A 17,723-nucleotide genomic window follows, 5' to 3' on the forward strand; every position below is an offset into this window, starting at 1 on the left:
TTAGACATCCTTTACGGTTTTAATTTGTTGTTGTAACCATTGCAATGCCATGATGACAGGTGCATTTTTTAGCCGACCATTGGTCAGTAAGTTTGAAATTTCCCGATAATCAATAATGTGTAATTGAATATTTTCTCCTTCATCAGGCATACCAAACACGCCACCTTCCTGTGGTAAGGTGGTGTTCGCACTATATAAGTGGAACAATTCTGCGCATGCCCCTGCAGATGGATAAAAACTGAATAAATGTTGTAATTCTTTTAACTCGCAGCCCGATTCTTCTAAAGCTTCACGGCGAATGCAACTTTCAGGTGATTCATCACCATCTAGCACCCCTGCAATCACTTCGAGTTGCCAAGGCGAGTCGCAATCATCAATTGCACCAATGCGGAACTGTTCAATCAGTGCAAATTTTTGTTGTGCGGCATCATAAATGAGTACCCCAGCCGCTTCAGGGCGCTGAATAAGTTCACGCTGAAGGACTGGGGTATAGGTGGTTTGATTAAACAAGCGATGGCTCAGGCTGACTTTCTCAACCTGAATAAACCCGCGATACAGGTATTCACGCTGGTGAATCTGTGCATCGTGTTGACCATAAGTTGCTTGTTGAATAATCTTCATTAACTCTCATCAGGATGAGCAAAGCATAATTTCATCCTAACTGAGATTTGATTGAATACAAACGCTTTTTAAACAATTTATAGCTTATGGTACAATTTTTGACCATGTTCCTGATAAGCGGTTTTCATGGCTTTGAGACCTGATTCTACCTCTGCATCTGCTTGCTCTGTCTTGTTCGCAGCATTTTGATTTTGTGCATAATCTCTCACATTTTGGGTGATTTTCATGGAGCAGAACTTCGGTCCACACATTGAACAGAAGTGTGCAGACTTATGCGCTTCTTTTGGCATGGTTTCATCATGCATGCTGCGTGCAGTATCTGGGTCAAGGCTCAGGTTAAACTGATCTTCCCAGCGGAATTCAAAACGTGCTTTAGACAGCGCATTGTCACGGGCTTGTGCACCTGGATGACCTTTGGCAAGGTCAGCCGCATGGGCTGCAATCTTATAGGTGATGATGCCGTCTTTGACGTCTTTTTTGTTTGGTAAGCCCAAATGTTCTTTCGGTGTCACATAGCACAGCATTGCTGTACCGTACCAGCCAATCATCGCTGCACCAATCGCAGAAGTAATATGGTCATAGCCCGGTGCAATATCCGTGGTTAATGGGCCAAGTGTGTAGAAAGGTGCTTCTTTACAGACTTCAAGTTGCAAGTCCATATTTTCTTTGACCATGTGCATTGGCACGTGCCCCGGGCCTTCAATCATCACTTGCACATCATGTCCCCAAGCGCGGTGAGTCAATTCACCCAAAGTCCGTAGTTCGCTGAATTGTGCTTCATCGTTGGCATCTTGAATACACCCCGGTCGTAAACCATCACCCAAGCTGAACGATACATCGTAAGCTTTCATGATTTCGCAGATTTCATCAAAGTGTGTGTAAAGGAAGTTTTCTTCATGATGCGCCAAACACCATTGCGCCATGATTGAACCGCCACGCGATACAATACCTGTTAAGCGATTGGCCGTGAGTGGTACATAACGCAATAACACGCCTGCGTGAATGGTGAAGTAATCCACACCTTGTTCAGCCTGTTCAATCAGCGTGTCTTTAAAGATTTCCCAAGTGAGGTCTTCGGCAATGCCGTTTACTTTTTCTAGTGCCTGATAAATAGGTACAGTACCAATTGGCACAGGCGAGTTGCGGATAATCCATTCACGGGTTTCATGGATGTTTTTACCTGTCGATAAATCCATGATGGTATCTGCGCCCCAACGGGTCGCCCAAGTCATTTTCGCGACTTCTTCATCAATACTTGAACCCAGTGCCGAGTTACCAATATTGGCATTGATTTTGACCAAGAAGTTGCGACCAATAATCATTGGCTCACATTCTGGGTGGTTAATGTTGGCAGGAATAATTGCACGGCCTTCAGCCACTTCCTGACGTACAAATTCAGGCGTGATTTCAGTTAAGTTTTTAGCCCCAAAGTTTTGCCCTGGATGCTGACGCATATCGACACCTTCGCGTTGGCGTTGGTTTTCACGAATGGCGATATATTCCATTTCAGGGGTAATGATGCCTTGTTTGGCATAGTGCATTTGGGTGACGTTTTTACCCGCTTTGGCACGACGCGGCTTTTGAATATGGGCAAAACGAATCTCTGCAGTACGAATATCGCGTAAACGCTCTTGACCAAAGGCTGAGCTGAGGGTTTCTAGTTTTTCGGTGTCTTGGCGCTCTTCAATCCAGCTGTCGCGGATGTTCGGCAAGCCTTTGTTCAGATTAATTTCAACATTTGGATCGGTATATACACCTGAAGTGTCATACACCATGAGCGGTGGATTGTGCTCACCGCCTAAACCTGTTGGAGTGTCGGTCAGTTCAATTTCACGCATTGGCACCTGAATGTCTGGGCGTGAGCCTTGAATATAGACTTTTTTCGATGCAGGTAAAATGCGGGTTAAATCTTTGGCATCTTGCTCGTGTTGAGCAGAAATATCAGCAGGGGATAGATTCGTTAATTGGTTCATTGCAATGATCCTGAAGAATGAAATCAACGAATCAAGCACGACCAAAAACAAGGGCAAACTGATCTGTTTTGAACAAGGGAACAATTTGGGTGCTATGTTTTTAGATGGGCTTGATTCCTACGCAGGTTTTAACCTGATCAGGTTCAACGGTACTTGGGTTTACAGCTTGGTTTGCAGATTTTAGGCTACAAACTCAGCATGGACACAATCTCAGCGAGGCATTACTCGCGCTCCGTCAAGCTGTATAAATAGTAGCACGTTGTTGGTATAAAAGCAGGCTTCGCGCGGCTTTTATTCTTTGATGCCTAAGGACAAGGATTTGAGCTTTAAGCGACTTTGAATTATTAGCGAGTAATACAAACGGCATCACTAAAACAATCGCGTTTTGCATGGATGGAGATGTTCTTTAAATTTAAATATTGATGCAACTGTGCATGTACTAAAGCATCATCGCCATATTCACGCTGTTCACGTGCAGTGGGCTGTGCTGCAATTTCAGTGAGTCGTTGTTCACTGCTCATGTATAAAAAGGCAAGGAATTTACGCGCTTGCTGTGCTAAGGGAGATTTTTGCAACTTTGCCAGTTTTTTAATTTCAAATAATACGGCAGGTTGGATACTGTATTCATCGACATAATCCTGAGAAACAGGACTGTTGACTGTGCCTTTAAACAGCAGCAAGGCATACACTTCGGCTAGATAACGTGCATCCCGTATAAAGTGACTTTTAGGATAACGCTGCACGTAATCTTCCCAAAATAAGGCGCGTTCAGTCAAATCGGCAGCATCAAGGGTGAGTCCACCATCACGCAGGCTGTGCTGCATATTGTCATTGGCCATTCTTTCAATAAAAATCTGCTCGGCATCGGGCATGTAGGGCGCAAAAATAATGGCTAAGTATTGCGGGCTTCGACGATAAACCAACTGTGCTTCACCTGCATCGTATAGCTCTAAATAGGCTTGTCCCTTATGTTTCAATAAATATTGATCACGCAAGGCAAAGTTTTCAAAATGACTTTGCTGAATGGTCGGATGCTGTGCCATATCAAAAGCGTGTTGGTCAAAGGCAGCTTGTTCTGCAGCGCTGCGTTCTACATGCAAAAAGCGTTGATACATTTGGGTCGAAAGATTGAGCAAATTTAATTGCTCATTCAAAGGCAGCAAGGGTAGGCAGACTTTTAAATCCTGATTAATTTGTTCTAGCGCAAACGTGGTGCGGGTATTGTCAATTTGCTGCATATTGTGCTGAATATTTTCACACATTTGGGTCAAATCCACAGGCTCGCTGGCACTGGCCTGTACCTTTGGTGGTTCAGCTACGGGAGGTGTATCTGAATTTTGGCAGGCGAGCAAATACAGACAACTGCCAAGCAGTAGGGCAAGTTTACTGGCGCGAAGAAATTTAACCATTACAGCAATTCAACATGAGTATTCATTCATCATCTAGTGCCTTCATTTAGGCACTATGGATTCCAAAAATTCAAAATGAGTCATTCATACCAAAATTCTAAATTTAAAATATCCGCTGTGAGGCACACGGTTTTAGAAGCTTGGGTCGAAGGACGAGGGGAGAGCTTGCATTGTAAAGTCAAAGCCACGGAGTAAATTGTAGTATTCTGCTAGAGTTTGGTTACATGCCTGTGAGTAAGTACCACTTTATGCAGCGATTGTTAGCACGTGTATGGCTTTGCTTAATTATTGCAATGAATTGAAATAATATGAAAAATTATCAAAATTAATGAAAATCATACGAAAAAAATGCAAATTCGCTTTAGTATGGGCGGTGTAAAAATACATTGCAGTAGGATTGACGAAATTACAGAGTGGGTTGATCGAAAAATAATGAAAAAAATGATGTTAGTGACATGCTTATGTTGGATGAGTTCAAGCGCTTTTGCTTTGGATTTAATGCAAGCCTATCAGCGTGCTCAAAATAGCGATCCGACTTGGCGCGCACAGCAATTACAATATCAGGCCGATCAATTAAATTTAGGGCTTGCGCAAGGCAATTTACTGCCAACTGTGACTCTGTCGGGCAATATCACCCGTAAAAGTCAGGAAATGAGTCGAGTCAATATTGCCAGTTCCTCGCCAGAGCTTTTAAGCAGTTCATCTTCAACTTCACGTCAAGTCGCGTTAACAGCACGTCAGCCTTTATTTCGTTGGGATGCTTGGCAAGCCCTGAAACAAGTCAAAACCTCGTTAAGCCTGAGTGAAGTCACCTTACGTTTACAACAACAGCAACATATTTTGAATGTATCAGAAGCGTATTTTAATGTGCTGAGACAGCAGTCTTTAACAACAGCATATTTACAAGAAGAAAAAGCTTTGTTGGAACAGCTCAATATGATGAATGCCAAACTGCGTGAAGGTTTGGTGGCTAAAAGTGAAGTCAGTGAAGCCAATGCGCAATATCAAAATGCACGAGCGAACAGGATTGGAACACATGTGCAGTTGGTTTTGGCACAAGAGCAGTTGGCACAATTGATTGGGCCATATCAAGAAAGTTTGGCAGTTTTGCGAGATGACTTTCAATTTCAAAAACCTGTGCCTGAAAGTTTAGAGGCATGGTCGCAATTGGCACAAACTCAAAATTTGGCTATTCAACAGGCACGTTTGCAGCGACAATATGCCGAAGATGCACGTCGGGTTGAACAAGCAGCACGTTATCCGCAGGTAGAAGCTGTGGGCAGTTATGGTTATGCCAAACAAAGCCCTGAAAGTATCATGTCGCCCGATGGTCAGTTCGACCAGGTCGGGATTGAAATGAACTGGAATGTGTTTAGCGGTGGGCGGGTCAATAAAAATGTGCAAAAAGCAGTGGTTTTGGTACAAAAATCTGAAGCCGAGCTAGATGCAGCAATCCGTAAAGCCAATACCGATGTGAAACAGGCATATTTACAAGTCGAAACTGATCAAGCCAAATTGCAGGCGCGACAGGCTGCAATGAATTCAGCAGATTTAGTGGCACGAGCATCCAAAGCGCAATATCAGGAAGGTTTAAAAACCATGGTGGATGTACTGTTGGCACAGCGTAACGCCTTTTCTGCCAAGCAGGATTATCTCAATGCACAGTATGACTATTTGAAGCATGTGTTACAGTTGAAAGCAGCCGTTGGGCAATTGACTGAACAAGATGTGCAGGAAATGAATGCTTGGTTGATTCGGAAAGCCATATAGGGTCTGTTGACATTTCATAAATGGCTTGCGCTGTAGGCTAAAACTGAGCAGATCAGGCATGAAACGCAGGGAATAGCGAGACTATTGCCAAGTTTCATAACGCAATCTGAGAAAGTTTTAGCCACATGAGCAAGAACAAAGCGTTGCTTTGTTTGCTGCGCAAGGGGGCGAGCATATTTTTGCTACTATTGCTTTATGAGTCAGTCATTTAGAATGACTAAATTTCCTGTCCCATGCCTTATATCAGCTAAAAAATATGCGTTGCCGCAAACATAGACGAAATGTCAACAGACCCAAGTCATTTTGTCATCTGAATGGCTTATGCTGTTTAAAGACAGAAACGATCAGACTTGAGAGTTTGGTGAGAAAATGTCATAAAAACGTCATCATTGCTGTGCTTTAATATTCAATCATTGCGTCAGTCTATCCTTTTGTTGTGGAGTGTATTCCTTGAGTACGAATAATCCTGTGTTAAGTCACCATATTTCTTCTCAGTTCAATGAAGATTTGCAGGATGTAAATACCAAATTTATGGCCATGGGTGGTTTGGTAGAGCAGCAGGTTGCCAACTCGATTCACGCACTCTTGGATACCGATGCAGCCTTGGCGGTAGAAGTTCAGTTCCAAGACAACGTTGTCAATCGCATGGAAACCGAAATTGATGAAGCCTTAACTTTGATTTTGGCGCGTCGTCATCCAGCCGCAATTGATTTGCGTATGGTGATTGCCATGTCTAAAGCCAATACTGACTTAGAGCGTATTGGTGATGAAGCTGCAAAAATTGCCCGTATTGCCCAAAACTTATGTGAAGAAGGTGGTTCGCCACGCGGCTATATGGAAACACGTCATATTGGTAACCAAGTGCGCGTCATGATTCACGATGCACTCGATGCTTTTGCGCGTTTAGATGTCGATCAAGCACTGCGTGTTTTACTTGCCGATGCCGATATTGACCGTGAATATCAATCTGCAACACGTACTCTTATGACGTATATGATTGAAGATCCGCGTCATATTTCACGTGTGATTAATGTGATGTGGGTGTTACGTTCATTAGAGCGTATTGGTGACCACGCACGAAATATTTCAGAACAAGTGATTTATATGGTCAAAGGTTTTGACGTACGTCATACCAGCGTCAAAGAAATTGAAGAAAAAGTACAGGAACGCTAAGTTCAGCTTTTTTTTGAATATTCAGCCTCATCTAATGATGGGGCTTTTTTTATGGCTTGAATGAGTCTTTTGGATTTTTTGCTGATCTTTAAGATTTTGAAACAGCCTGAATTTTGGATAAAAAAAATCTCAGACTTTGGGGGAAATCTGAGATTGAAATCGGGGATATTTATTATAGTGAGAGATAATTGCTTATCTCCTTGAAAATAAGTATAGGAAAATCACACTCAAGAATCATGTGGTTTATTGTAGTGGAATGTAGCGTTTTATATACAAATGTATTTTTAAATTACATTATTTTTAGTGTGATTATTTTTAAAACTATTGTCTTTAAAATCAATAATTAATATATTTTTGAGTGTTTTGTTGTGACTGTGTATTATACGTTTCAATCGAGAAATAAAAATAGGAAGTCAGCTTAACTTTTTGAATCTATTTTCATTTATTTAAAACATTGTTGCTGCAATCTATAATCAAAAATGGAATAAAAAAAGAGCCTTCGTAAAGACTCTTTTAATGATAATGCGAACAAGGTTTGAATTTTCTAAAATGAAAAACAGTACTTGGATTAGTTTTGAGGTTTTAAGCCTTCTGCGACTTCCAAACTGGCATCATTGTTGAGAAACTTCTCACGTTGTTCTTCCAAAAACTTTTTCGCTTCAGGTTCAAACACATTTAAACGCTTTTCATTAATGAGCGTAGTTTGGTGTTTGAGCCATTCCTGCCAAGCCTGTTTAGATACCGTTTCAAGTAATTCTTGACCTTTGGCACCCGGAAAAGGAGCGAAATCCATCGCTTCCATGTCGGTTTGATATTTACGACAAAATACTTGTTTAGACATCTCTCACTTCCTGATTATGCATAAAGTTGAGCAAGACGTGTTTGAGCACGTTCAATTGCCGCTGCAACTTGTGCAGGCGCTGTACCGCCAATATGATCACGTGCATTTACAGAGGCTTCAAGGGTCAGTGCTTTTTCAAATACATCAGCTTGAATTAAATCTGAGAATTGCTGTAATTGTTCTAGGCTAAGTTCAGACAAGTCTTTGCCTTCTTGTACGCCCAATGCTACGGCTTTACCTACAATTTCATGTGCATCGCGGAATGCCACGCCATTTTTTACTAAGTAATCTGCAAGGTCAGTTGCCGTAGAGAAACCACGTAATGCAGCTTCACGCATTTCTGCAATGTTTGGTACTAAAGCAGGAATCATATCGGCAAATGCCATGAGCGAGCCGCGCACGGTATCAATGGCATCAAACAAAGGTTCTTTGTCTTCTTGGTTGTCTTTGTTGTAGGCAAGCGGTTGACCTTTCATCAGGGTCAACAGGCTCATTAAATCGCCATAAACACGACCTGTTTTACCGCGCACCAATTCTGGTACGTCTGGGTTTTTCTTCTGCGGCATAATGGATGAGCCAGTGCAGAAACGGTCTGGAATATTCACAAATTTGAACTGTGCCGATGTCCATAAAATCAGTTCTTCAGACATACGCGACAAGTGCATCATAATTAAAGATGCAGCAGCGTTAAACTCAATCCCGAAATCACGGTCTGATACAGCATCTAACGAGTTTTCAGATACAGCTTCAAAGCCCAACAATTCTGCGGTAAAAGCACGGTCAATTGGGTAAGTGGTACCTGCCAAAGCAGCAGAACCCAAAGGCATACGATTAACACGTTTGCGGCAGTCAATTAAACGCTCAGAGTCACGTACCAACATTTCGAACCATGCCATAAGGTGATGACCAAAAGTCACAGGCTGTGCGGTTTGCAAATGGGTAAAACCAGGCATAATGGTATGCGTGTTTTTGGCTGCCAAGCTCAAAATGCCGTGTTGTAATTTTTTTAATAATTCTAAAATGGCATCAATTTCGTCACGGACATACAAACGAATATCGGTTGCCACTTGGTCATTACGGCTACGACCAGTGTGTAATTTTTTACCTGTAATGCCAATACGCTGAGTAAGGCGCGATTCGATGTTCATGTGAACATCTTCAAGGTCAATACGCCATTCAAATTGACCTGCTTCAATTTCAGCCTGAATGGTATTTAAACCTTGGATAATATCGTCACGCTCTTCAGTCGTAAGTACGCCTACTTTGGCAAGCATCGTTGCATGTGCAATTGAGCCAGCAATATCTTGTTTATAAAAGCGTTGGTCAAATTGAACAGATGCTGTAAATTCAGCAACAAAAGCATCAGTCGCTTCAGAGAAACGACCGCCCCACATACCCGAAGTTTGGGCTTGTGACGGATTTGAGGAATTAGAAGATGTGGTCATATCGGCTCAATAAAGTAAAAAGCGGTGATTTGGACAAGAGTATAACAAATTCAGATTCACTTGCCGAAGAACAAGCCAATCAAACTTATGCTGATACGCAGGCAGAGCAACATGAGCTGTATTTTTTTACGAAAATAGGGCGTTGGCAATATCTAATTGAATTATTTATTGGCAGTAATGCTTTGGCAATGGTCTTGGCATTGGCTGAAGCACAAGGCTGGCATGGCTTAAGTTTTGCTCGGGTGCTGCAATACGTGCTCTATATTAATTGGGTGGTGTTGTGTTTTGCGGCCTTGGTGGAGTTTTTTCAGGCGCGTTTTTTACGCATGGGCTTGAGTTTATCTTTTTTGGTCAGTTTTTTGCTGCTGCAAGGCATCGTGTTGCTGACCACACTCAGTTTAAATACCTTGTTGCATTTTGGGCAAAACTTTCATCTACAGCAATTTGGTATAGATGATCTGTTACATGGCGTTGGACTGCATTTGAGTTATGGCGTGTTATTGGGCGCATTTTGCTTTCGTTATATTTATGTACGTGAACAGGCGATTCAGCAACGGCATAGTGAATTACAAGCGCGGGTACATGCCATGCAGGCGCGTATTCACCCACATTTTTTATTCAACAGCCTCAATAATGTGATTAGTCTCATTGCCATAGATCCCGATAAAGCCGAGCAAATGTTGCTCAATTTGTCGCGTTTATTTCGTGCCAGTTTGCAAGAATTAAAACTGGTTAGCCTGAAAGATGAGATCGAACTTTGCCAGCGATATTTAGACATAGAACAAATTCGTTTAGGCGAGCGTCTGACCGTGGAATGGAAAATTGAACAACCGCAACTGCTCAGTCAGGTACAAATACCCTTATTAACTTTACAACCCTTGTTAGAAAATAGTATTTTTCATGGAGTTGAAAAAGTTTTAGCAAAGAGTACGATAAGTATATTGATCGAAATATTGCAAAACCAAGTCAATATTGTCATTACAAATCCGTATGTCAGCGATAAAATAAATTTAAGACAAGGACACGGTATCGCGCTACAAAACGTGAAACAGCGTTTACAGGCTTATTATGGGCGCAGTGTCGCTTTTCAAAGTTATGCGGGGAATGGTATGTACACGACGGTGTTGCAATATCGCTATAAATAAAAAAACTTGTGATTGTTCTGATTTTTCTTAACTTGATAAAAATAAAGTATTCAACTGAAAAGGAGGGGAAATGGACATCCTAATTTGTGATGATGAGCCTCTGGCAAGAGAGCGATTATCACGTTTGGTCACTCAATTGGGGCATCATGTGGTGGCAACGGCAGCTCATGGGCAACAGGCGATTGAACTGGCAGATGAACATCAGCCGGATGTCATATTATTAGATATTCAAATGCCGGGAATGGATGGTTTAAGTTGCGCTCAACATTTGCGTGAGCTTGACCCAATGCCAGCCATTGTGTTTTGTACCGCCTACGATGAACATGCACTCGAGGCATTTAAGTCCAATGCGGAAGGCTATTTGTTAAAACCTATTATGCAACAGGAATTGCAACAGGTTTTAGATCATTTAACAAAACTCACGCAAGCGCAGATGAGTCATTTAAAACAAAAAGAAAATATGGACGAATTAAAAATAAAACGTCACCAAATTGCTGCGAAAACTTATCGTGGTGTAGAGTTGGTGCCTATAGAAAATATCTATTATTTTTTAGCCGATCAGAAATATGTCACGGTGCGTCATAAAAATGGCAGTGTCTTGATTGATGAAACGCTGAAAGATTTAGAAACCGAATTTGGTGATCAGTTTATTCGGATTCACCGAAATGCCTTGGTCTCGATTCAGTTTTTGGAGGGGCTAGAAGTGGTCAATTCAGGACAGTATCAGGTACGTTGCCGCGAGCTAGATGAGCGTTTGGCTGTTAGTCGACGACATTTGCCTTTATTGCGAGAACGCATCCAAAAACTCTAATTGATCAGCCTCATCGCAGATGAATACGCAACAGATTGATAAATCGGTAAAGAAATAGACTTGCATTTTTAGGGGATCAGGTTAAGTTTAGATGAACTTATTTATCTTGCTTAGCCACTATGATGAAAACCCTGAAAATTGCAACTCGACAAAGCCCACTTGCGTTATGGCAGGCTGAACACATTCGTGCCCGTTTAGAGGCGATGCATGCCGATTTAACTGTTGAGTTGGTGACCTTTGTCACACAGGGCGATAAAATTTTAGATACCCCATTGGCAAAAATTGGGGGGAAGGGCTTATTTGTCAAAGAATTAGAAGCCGCTTTAATGGATGGGCGTGCCGATTTAGCCGTACATTCTATGAAAGATGTACCCATGGCATTGCCTGAAGGTCTGAGCTTGGCGGTCATTTGTGAGCGTGAAGACCCACTCGATGCCTTTGTGTCGAATCACTATGCCAGTTTTGCAGATTTACCACAGGGCGCTAAAGTTGGAACCTCAAGCTTGCGCCGTAAATGCCAAATTTTAAAAGCACGTCCAGATTTAGAGATTATTGATTTACGTGGCAATGTGGGTACGCGCTTGTCTAAGCTAGATGATGGTCAGTATGACGCGATTATTTTAGCCAGTGCAGGATTAAAGCGTTTGGGCTTGGCAGAGCGTATTCGTCATACCATTCAGCCTGATGTGAGCTTACCTGCCGTTGGGCAAGGGGCTTTGGGTCTGGAATGTCGTAGCCAAGATCAGGCGGTGTTGGATTTAATTTTGCCGTTAATGCATGCCGAAACCAATGTCTGTGTACGTGCGGAACGTGCCTTTAATGCCTATTTGGAAGGTGGTTGTCAGGTGCCAATTGCAGGCTACGCAACTTTGCAGAATGGTCAGTTGCAGATTGAAGGTCGTGTTGGTAGTGTCGATGGGCAAACCATTCTTAAAGCTGTGCAATATGGCGCACCTGAACAGGCTGAAATGCTAGGTGAAGAATTGGCAAAAGCTTTATTGGCACAAGGTGCGGGTGAATTGCTCAAAGCCTTGTATCAATAATTCATATTGCACCAGAAGCCCATGCTCTTCATTAATACCCGACCTCAAGATCGTGCAGAGGCCTTAACTCAGGCTTTGCAACAACAGCATATTGAGGTCATTGATTTGCCCTTGTTGCAGCTTTCTGCACAGCCGTGGTCGGAGCAACTGGCTAATTTATATGCCCAGTTGCCTCACACGCATATTATTGTGGTGGTTAGTCCGACTGCTGTCGATATTGGGATGCAATATTTAGCCCGAAGCCAAATATCATTGCAGGATTTGCAGCATATACGTTGGGTGGCTGTGGGCGAAAAAACTGCAGAAGTTTTAAGTGGATATGGTCTTTACAGTGAAGTCCCACAGGTTGAAACTTCCGAAGGGATGCTGAGTTTGCCGTGTTTGCAAAATTTGAAAGTCGGCACACAAATTGCCTTTTGGCGTGGTGTGGGCGGTCGGCAATTTATGATGCAAACACTACTTGATCAGGGGATGCAGATCCATAATTTTGTGTTGTATCGACGGGAGTGTCCTGCCAGTTCTATTGAAAAAATGCAGGCAGTACGCGCGCGTTTAATACAATCTTCAGAATTTATCATGATGATCAGCAGTGAAGCCAGTTGGTTAAACTGGCTAAGCTTAATTCAGCGGGATTTCGATCTACTGAACAAAGGTCATTATTGGGTATTGGGTGATCGTTTAGAGAAAATTTTGCTCGATTATCAAACGCAGCATCATACAAAATATAACGTATTCAAGTTGACCCATTTAAAAACAGAATTAATATTGCACCACATGATGCGCATGCAAGGAAAACTATGAAAAAACTGGTTGTGATAGTGGTGTTGATCGCTTTGGTCTGGATCGTTAAATTAAGTTTTGATGTGATGCAAGTCTCGACGCAACAACAGCAACTCAGTCAAAGTTTGCATTTTGTAGAAAAAAATATTGCCAATTTAAATGATCAATTGGTGGCTTTGCAGCGCCGTAATTATACACAAGGTGCAGCAGAACAGCCCGCAGTATCCAGCGCTGTGCCGCAAGTAGATGCTATTCAACCAATGGAGATGGTGGCGCAGCAATTGGACTTGGTGGAATTTTCTTTACAGCAACAGCAATTTCACTATGCAACCGAAATGCTGGCAAATTTAGACCGTGAGTTAAACGAATATGCTTTAGCGCCAGCTTTGAAACAAAGTTTGCACCAAGTTATTCAGCAAGATCAGAAACAAATTCAACAATTTATAACAACACGCGATGCGCAATATCAACAAGTGAGTCAGTTGTTACAACAGTTAGATCAACACATAAAACAGCAAGTTCAACAACCTGAGCTGAACCCTGCCGATGTCGATGATCGTTTTTTTTGGCAAAAATGGCTGAGTATTGAATCTGCCAAGCAACCTGCGACACAGTTGATGCAGCGCCAGATTATTTTAAAAGAAGCACAATTGCGTCTATTGCTGGCTCGACAAATCTTTATACAAGGTCAATATGTGCAATATCAACAAGAAGTGAATGACATTATTCAGTTATTACAACAATTGCCTGATCAGAAAGCACAGCAATTGGTTCAGCAATTAGAAAAAATTAAAAATTTAAATATCGTTCCAACGCCAAGTTTAAAAACACGTGCTTTATTGGGGGCGGTATAAATGAAACAGATTTTACTCGCCTATGTGGTGGTCAGTATTGTACTGGTCGCTTTGCTGAGCGTACTGAGTTATGGGCATGGTTCAGGCTATGTTTATGTGTATTGGCGCGAATGGCAATTACAAACCAATATTTGGTTGTTGTTGTTCTTTTTCTTGTCGATTAGTGTTTCGCTACAAATTTTATGGTTGTTGTTAAAGCGCTATTTTAGCCGTGAACAGCGTAAGGTTGAAACAGTATTTAACTTTAAAAATCTGCATCCTTATGAGCAATTCGCGGTCATTTGGTTGCTAGATGCTGCAGAAGATCAACACCAGTTTATTCGACAGGTGTTTGCCCAGTCAGGCTTGCTGAAAGGGGTGATGGAAGCACGTATGTACTCCATTCAACAGCAATATCCGCAAGCATTGGCTGCTTTAAATCAAAGCAGTGCCATGGCGTTTGAGTTGGCAGAAATACAGCGTATTGAAATTTATTTAGCGCAGCAACAACCTGAACAAGCTTTGACGCATTTAGAGTTTTTGAATCAGCACGAATTATCGCCGTGGTTATTTAAAGTCAAAACGGCTTATCAAAAACGTTTAATTGCCTTGTGGGGCGAATTTGCCACGCAATATCCTTGGCATTATTTACGTTCGACCAAATACGGGCATTTAGATGCAGACACCAAGCAAAAGTGGCTGACTGAGTTATTAACCCAATTTGAGCAGGCTGATGCAGAAAATTTACAGGCTTTGCAGCAGCGTTATAGTGATTTAAGTGAGCAGATTTTCAGTCAGTCTTATGCCATTCAGGTGTTGTGGTTGAAGTTATTGTCGCGTCTGCCTGATTTAGCCGCACAACATGAACGTCTTGCGGTACAGATGTTGAGTGAACAGTTTAATCAGGAAGTGTTTTATTTATGGTTCCAACAGCAGTTGTTAAAACAACAACCTGATTATGCCAAAATTGAAAAGCAAATAAATCTGTGGGAACAGAAATACCCTGCATTACCTGTATTTAGTTTTGCCAAATGGCATATTTTTACAGCAACAGCGCGTTATTCAGAAGCCGAGCAATTACTGGATTTATATCCTGAACACGTATTAATGAGTTATTTAAGAGTTAAATCTAATTTAAAAGATCAGCCTGAATTATTAAAACAGTTAAATTTAATCTTTGAAAATAATTCTAATTTTGTCGAAATTAAAATTTAAGGGTGAGTTGTGTTAACACTAGCAGATTATCCAATTGTTTTTGAGCAGCGTGTTGCATGGGGAGATATGGATGCTTTTGGGCATGTCAATAATGTGATCTATTACCGTTATATTGAAAGTGCGCGTTTATATTATTTAGCCCATTTAAAAATTTTACAGCAAGATGTTTTGACTGTGATTGCCTCAAATCAGTGCAAATATATACGTCCTGTGGTTTATCCTGATATTTTAAAAATTGGCGTTCGGGTAGAAGAATTGCGTAATAGTGCCATGCGTATGCATTATTTAATTTACAGTGAAGCACAGCAAATGGTGGTGGCAGAGGCAGATGCGGTGATTGTATGTGTAGATCGCGTCAATATGCAAAAAACCTTAATCCCTGAAAATGTACGCGCGGGTATTCATAAAATAGAAAAAACCGTACAGCATATTCTTGATTAAATCTTAATAATCAGTTCATAATATGTCCGACTGTTATTTATATGTAGAGTAGTAGATTTTTTATTGACGCTTCGGTTTGATAAAAATAGAATGAATCTGCTTAATTTAATAACTGAATATAAAAAGCATAGTTTTTGGAGTAAGTATGATGCCTGATATTAGCAATTTGTCTGTAGAACAGTTAAAGCGTTTACAAGCTGAAGCGGAAGCATTAATTGCCACGAAAAAAGATCAAGCAATTGAAGATGCCTATAATCAAATTTTAGCGATTGCAGACAATTTGGGTTTAAGCATTGAGCAGATTTTGGAAGTTGGCGAAAGCAAGCGTATGAAAAGCCCACGTAAAACTGTAGCGCCACGTTATCGTAGCAAAATCAATTCTACAGATACTTGGACTGGTCGTGGTAAAAAACCACGCTGGTTAGTCGCTGAATTAGAAAAAGGTGCAAAACTTGAAGATTTTCTAATCTAAGCTTCATCAATTTGTCATTGATTTGACTTAGAGTTCAAAAACCAAGCAATACGGCTTGGTTTTTTTATCTGTATCAATTGGCGACGCCGAAAAAGTGTGCATAATGTGTGAGTGTTATAAAAAGTCATTCATAGAAAAATTAGTAAGGTTGGTCGTGGTGGCATGATAAAGAAACCCAAATACATCACGTGGTGGATTTTCGCCCTCATTGCATCTTTGTTTTTTGTGTTATTACAAATTCCAGCAGCGTGGTTAATTTCAAAATTTTATAAAAATAATCAGACCTTACATAATGTGAGTGGCAATATCTGGAAGGGACAAGCCGATTGGCACAATGGACAGTTACGTGGTTCTTTAAGTTGGAATACACGTCCTTTAGATTTGGTTTTATTGCGTGTCGCTGCCGATGTTGAAGTACACAGTGGTAATACTAAACTCGAAGGCATTGTTGGCTATCGTTTTGGTAGCGTCTTGGTGCAATCTTTAGATGGGCAAGTTGCGCCAGAAACCTTAAAAAGTATTGTGGATTGGCAGTGGCCAAGTAATGCGATTCAACTCAAAGACATTCATTTGAATTTTAAAAAACAGCAAGGCTTCACCAAAGCCAAAGGACAACTGCAGTGGGCGGGTGGCGAATTGCTGTATCGTTTTGCTCAGCGCCAAGACCGTATGAATATCCCTGCGTTAAAAGGCAGTTTGTCCGATGAAAATGGCAAACTGTTATTTGATATTCGCGATCAACGTGAACAAAAAATGCTGAATATTGCGCTTGATCAAAGCTTGATGCTAGATGTGCAACTCACGCAACGCTTATTGATGAATATCGCCTCTTATGAAGGCAAAGCGGGCTTAGATACCTATGTGATCAGTACTCGCCAACCTCTATTAAAAGGAGGTTTCTAATGGGTACACTCTCTGAACGATTAGGGAATTTGCACTGGAAGCAGTTTGATCGTGCTGCGCCAGTATTTTTAGCTTTTTTGATTTTGTATCTGTGTTGGAAACTGGCGAGTTTATTTTGGTGGGTTGTTGCGCCGCCCCAAGTCATGCAAATTGATCGGGTGGAGTTGGGTTCACAGCAACCACAAATCCCGAATATTACCTCCTTTGCATTGTTTCAAGAACTTGGGCGCAGCAACACTGCCGATGATCAATTAAATATGACTTTGCAAGGTGTAGTGGTTGGGCAGCCGAGTCAGTTTTCTTCTGCGGTCATTAAAGTGAATGAGGTGGCAGAGCGTTACCGTGTGGGTGATGTGATTGATTTGAGTCAGTACCAATTGGCAGAAGTCTACTGGGATCGGGTGATTTTACGTCATAGCAGTGGCGCGACGCGTGAAGTATTGTTTAAAGGTATTGAAAATGGTTTAAATCAACCTATCGCACCTTTAATTCCAAGTGGTAATCAAGCTCCTGTAACTGCACCTACGCAGTCCGCACAACCGAATAATGCCATTGGACAGGCAGTGCAGCGCATACAGGAAGATCGCGAACAATACTTAAAAGAGATGGGTGTTGAAGCAAATACGGGCAATGGTTATGAAGTGACTACACGTACGCCAGCCGCTTTAAGAAATAAACTGGGTTTACAGCCAGGTGACCGTATTTTGTCTTTAAATGGGCAAAACGTCGGGCAAGGACAAAGCGATGCACAATTGCTTGAACAGGCACGTCGTGAAGGTCAAGTGAAATTAGAAATAAAACGTGGTGATCAAGTGATGACCATACAACAAAATTTTTAAATGGATCGG

General features: G+C 41.6%; 17 protein-coding genes and 1 riboswitch. Of the genes, 12 read left to right on the forward strand and 5 right to left on the reverse strand.

Annotated features, from left to right (window positions below):
- From HX743_RS01380 to HX743_RS01390, 3 genes are all read right to left on the reverse strand, one after another.
- Positions 1-621, reverse strand: a complete 621-nt coding sequence (locus HX743_RS01380; RefSeq protein ID WP_178318314.1) for an NUDIX domain-containing protein — start codon at positions 619-621, stop codon at positions 1-3.
- 77 nt (positions 622-698) lie between these two features.
- Positions 699-2,594 (reverse strand): phosphomethylpyrimidine synthase ThiC, encoded by a 1,896-nt coding sequence (gene thiC / locus HX743_RS01385; protein ID WP_178318315.1) that lies wholly within the window; start codon positions 2,592-2,594, stop codon positions 699-701.
- Between the two features lie 97 nt (positions 2,595-2,691).
- Positions 2,692-2,839: riboswitch (TPP riboswitch) on the reverse strand.
- Between the two features lie 99 nt (positions 2,840-2,938).
- Positions 2,939-4,003: a hypothetical protein gene (locus tag HX743_RS01390; protein ID WP_178318316.1), complete on the reverse strand. Its 1,065-nt coding sequence runs from the start codon at positions 4,001-4,003 to the stop codon at positions 2,939-2,941.
- 432 nt (positions 4,004-4,435) lie between these two features.
- Between HX743_RS01390 and HX743_RS01395 the strand changes: the two genes are divergently transcribed.
- The gene (locus HX743_RS01395) at positions 4,436-5,773 is read left to right on the forward strand and encodes a TolC family outer membrane protein (RefSeq protein WP_104852922.1); all 1,338 of its coding nucleotides are present in this window, start codon (positions 4,436-4,438) and stop codon (positions 5,771-5,773) included.
- A gap of 450 nt (positions 5,774-6,223) precedes the next feature.
- Positions 6,224-6,946 (forward strand): phosphate signaling complex protein PhoU, encoded by a 723-nt coding sequence (gene phoU, locus HX743_RS01400; protein WP_004975736.1) that lies wholly within the window; start codon positions 6,224-6,226, stop codon positions 6,944-6,946.
- 568 nt (positions 6,947-7,514) lie between these two features.
- Here phoU and HX743_RS01405 read toward each other — a convergent pair.
- Together HX743_RS01405 and argH are read right to left on the reverse strand one after the other, a co-directional pair.
- Complete coding sequence (locus tag HX743_RS01405; protein WP_004975738.1) at positions 7,515-7,787, reverse strand: oxidative damage protection protein; 273 nt, start codon at positions 7,785-7,787, stop codon at positions 7,515-7,517.
- 14 nt (positions 7,788-7,801) lie between these two features.
- Positions 7,802-9,232: an argininosuccinate lyase gene (argH, locus tag HX743_RS01410; RefSeq protein ID WP_171458207.1), complete on the reverse strand. Its 1,431-nt coding sequence runs from the start codon at positions 9,230-9,232 to the stop codon at positions 7,802-7,804.
- Here argH and HX743_RS01415 point away from each other — a divergent pair.
- The 10 genes from HX743_RS01415 (at position 9,223) to HX743_RS01460 (ending at position 17,714) form a co-directional block, all read left to right on the forward strand.
- Positions 9,223-10,377, forward strand: coding sequence for a sensor histidine kinase (locus HX743_RS01415; protein WP_178318317.1), 1,155 nt, complete (start codon positions 9,223-9,225; stop codon positions 10,375-10,377). The genes argH and HX743_RS01415 overlap by 10 nt on opposite strands.
- Before the next feature lie 70 nt (positions 10,378-10,447).
- Complete coding sequence (locus HX743_RS01420; RefSeq protein ID WP_004975743.1) at positions 10,448-11,188, forward strand: LytTR family DNA-binding domain-containing protein; 741 nt, start codon at positions 10,448-10,450, stop codon at positions 11,186-11,188.
- A 122-nt stretch (positions 11,189-11,310) separates the two neighbouring features.
- Positions 11,311-12,231 carry a hydroxymethylbilane synthase gene (gene hemC, locus HX743_RS01425; RefSeq protein WP_178318355.1) on the forward strand — a complete coding sequence of 307 codons (921 nt, stop codon included), beginning with the start codon at positions 11,311-11,313 and terminating at the stop codon, positions 12,229-12,231.
- A gap of 21 nt (positions 12,232-12,252) precedes the next feature.
- The gene (locus tag HX743_RS01430; protein ID WP_178318318.1) at positions 12,253-13,032 is read left to right on the forward strand and encodes a uroporphyrinogen-III synthase; all 780 of its coding nucleotides are present in this window, start codon (positions 12,253-12,255) and stop codon (positions 13,030-13,032) included.
- Complete coding sequence (locus tag HX743_RS01435) at positions 13,029-13,865, forward strand: hypothetical protein (protein ID WP_178318319.1); 837 nt, start codon at positions 13,029-13,031, stop codon at positions 13,863-13,865. The genes HX743_RS01430 and HX743_RS01435 overlap by 4 nt, the downstream gene beginning before the upstream one ends.
- Positions 13,866-15,059 (forward strand): heme biosynthesis protein HemY, encoded by a 1,194-nt coding sequence (locus HX743_RS01440; protein ID WP_178318320.1) that lies wholly within the window; start codon positions 13,866-13,868, stop codon positions 15,057-15,059.
- Positions 15,060-15,068: 9 nt separating this feature from the next.
- Positions 15,069-15,500, forward strand: coding sequence for a thioesterase family protein (locus HX743_RS01445; protein WP_178318321.1), 432 nt, complete (start codon positions 15,069-15,071; stop codon positions 15,498-15,500).
- A 145-nt stretch (positions 15,501-15,645) separates the two neighbouring features.
- Complete coding sequence (locus HX743_RS01450; protein WP_178318322.1) at positions 15,646-15,972, forward strand: H-NS family nucleoid-associated regulatory protein; 327 nt, start codon at positions 15,646-15,648, stop codon at positions 15,970-15,972.
- Between the two features lie 162 nt (positions 15,973-16,134).
- Positions 16,135-16,875, forward strand: coding sequence for a type II secretion system protein N (gene gspN, locus HX743_RS01455; protein WP_131260974.1), 741 nt, complete (start codon positions 16,135-16,137; stop codon positions 16,873-16,875).
- Entirely contained in the window at positions 16,875-17,714 is an 840-nt protein-coding gene (locus tag HX743_RS01460) for a type II secretion system protein N (protein WP_178318323.1), read from the forward strand. The genes gspN and HX743_RS01460 overlap by 1 nt, the downstream gene beginning before the upstream one ends.
- Positions 17,715-17,723: the final 9 nt, after the last annotated feature.

It is taken from the genome of Acinetobacter sp. Swhac1, assembly GCF_013390985.1.
GTDB classification, from domain to species: Bacteria; Pseudomonadota; Gammaproteobacteria; order Pseudomonadales; family Moraxellaceae; genus Acinetobacter; species Acinetobacter towneri.

Excerpts from the sequence above, each read along its gene's own strand:
- HX743_RS01380 (WP_178318314.1), bottom strand. The coding sequence starts at position 621 with ATGAAGATTATTCAACAAGCAACTTATGGTCAACACGATGCACAGATT.
- thiC (WP_178318315.1), bottom strand. The coding sequence starts at position 2,594 with ATGAACCAATTAACGAATCTATCCCCTGCTGATATTTCTGCTCAACAC.
- HX743_RS01390 (WP_178318316.1), bottom strand. The coding sequence starts at position 4,003 with ATGGTTAAATTTCTTCGCGCCAGTAAACTTGCCCTACTGCTTGGCAGT.
- HX743_RS01395 (WP_104852922.1), top strand. The coding sequence starts at position 4,436 with ATGAAAAAAATGATGTTAGTGACATGCTTATGTTGGATGAGTTCAAGC.
- HX743_RS01405 (WP_004975738.1), bottom strand. The coding sequence starts at position 7,787 with ATGTCTAAACAAGTATTTTGTCGTAAATATCAAACCGACATGGAAGCG.
- HX743_RS01415 (WP_178318317.1), top strand. The coding sequence starts at position 9,223 with ATGTGGTCATATCGGCTCAATAAAGTAAAAAGCGGTGATTTGGACAAG.
- argH (WP_171458207.1), bottom strand. The coding sequence starts at position 9,232 with ATGACCACATCTTCTAATTCCTCAAATCCGTCACAAGCCCAAACTTCG.
- HX743_RS01420 (WP_004975743.1), top strand. The coding sequence starts at position 10,448 with ATGGACATCCTAATTTGTGATGATGAGCCTCTGGCAAGAGAGCGATTA.
- hemC (WP_178318355.1), top strand. The coding sequence starts at position 11,311 with ATGAAAACCCTGAAAATTGCAACTCGACAAAGCCCACTTGCGTTATGG.
- HX743_RS01430 (WP_178318318.1), top strand. The coding sequence starts at position 12,253 with ATGCTCTTCATTAATACCCGACCTCAAGATCGTGCAGAGGCCTTAACT.
- HX743_RS01435 (WP_178318319.1), top strand. The coding sequence starts at position 13,029 with ATGAAAAAACTGGTTGTGATAGTGGTGTTGATCGCTTTGGTCTGGATC.
- HX743_RS01440 (WP_178318320.1), top strand. The coding sequence starts at position 13,866 with ATGAAACAGATTTTACTCGCCTATGTGGTGGTCAGTATTGTACTGGTC.
- HX743_RS01450 (WP_178318322.1), top strand. The coding sequence starts at position 15,646 with ATGATGCCTGATATTAGCAATTTGTCTGTAGAACAGTTAAAGCGTTTA.
- gspN (WP_131260974.1), top strand. The coding sequence starts at position 16,135 with ATGATAAAGAAACCCAAATACATCACGTGGTGGATTTTCGCCCTCATT.
- HX743_RS01460 (WP_178318323.1), top strand. The coding sequence starts at position 16,875 with ATGGGTACACTCTCTGAACGATTAGGGAATTTGCACTGGAAGCAGTTT.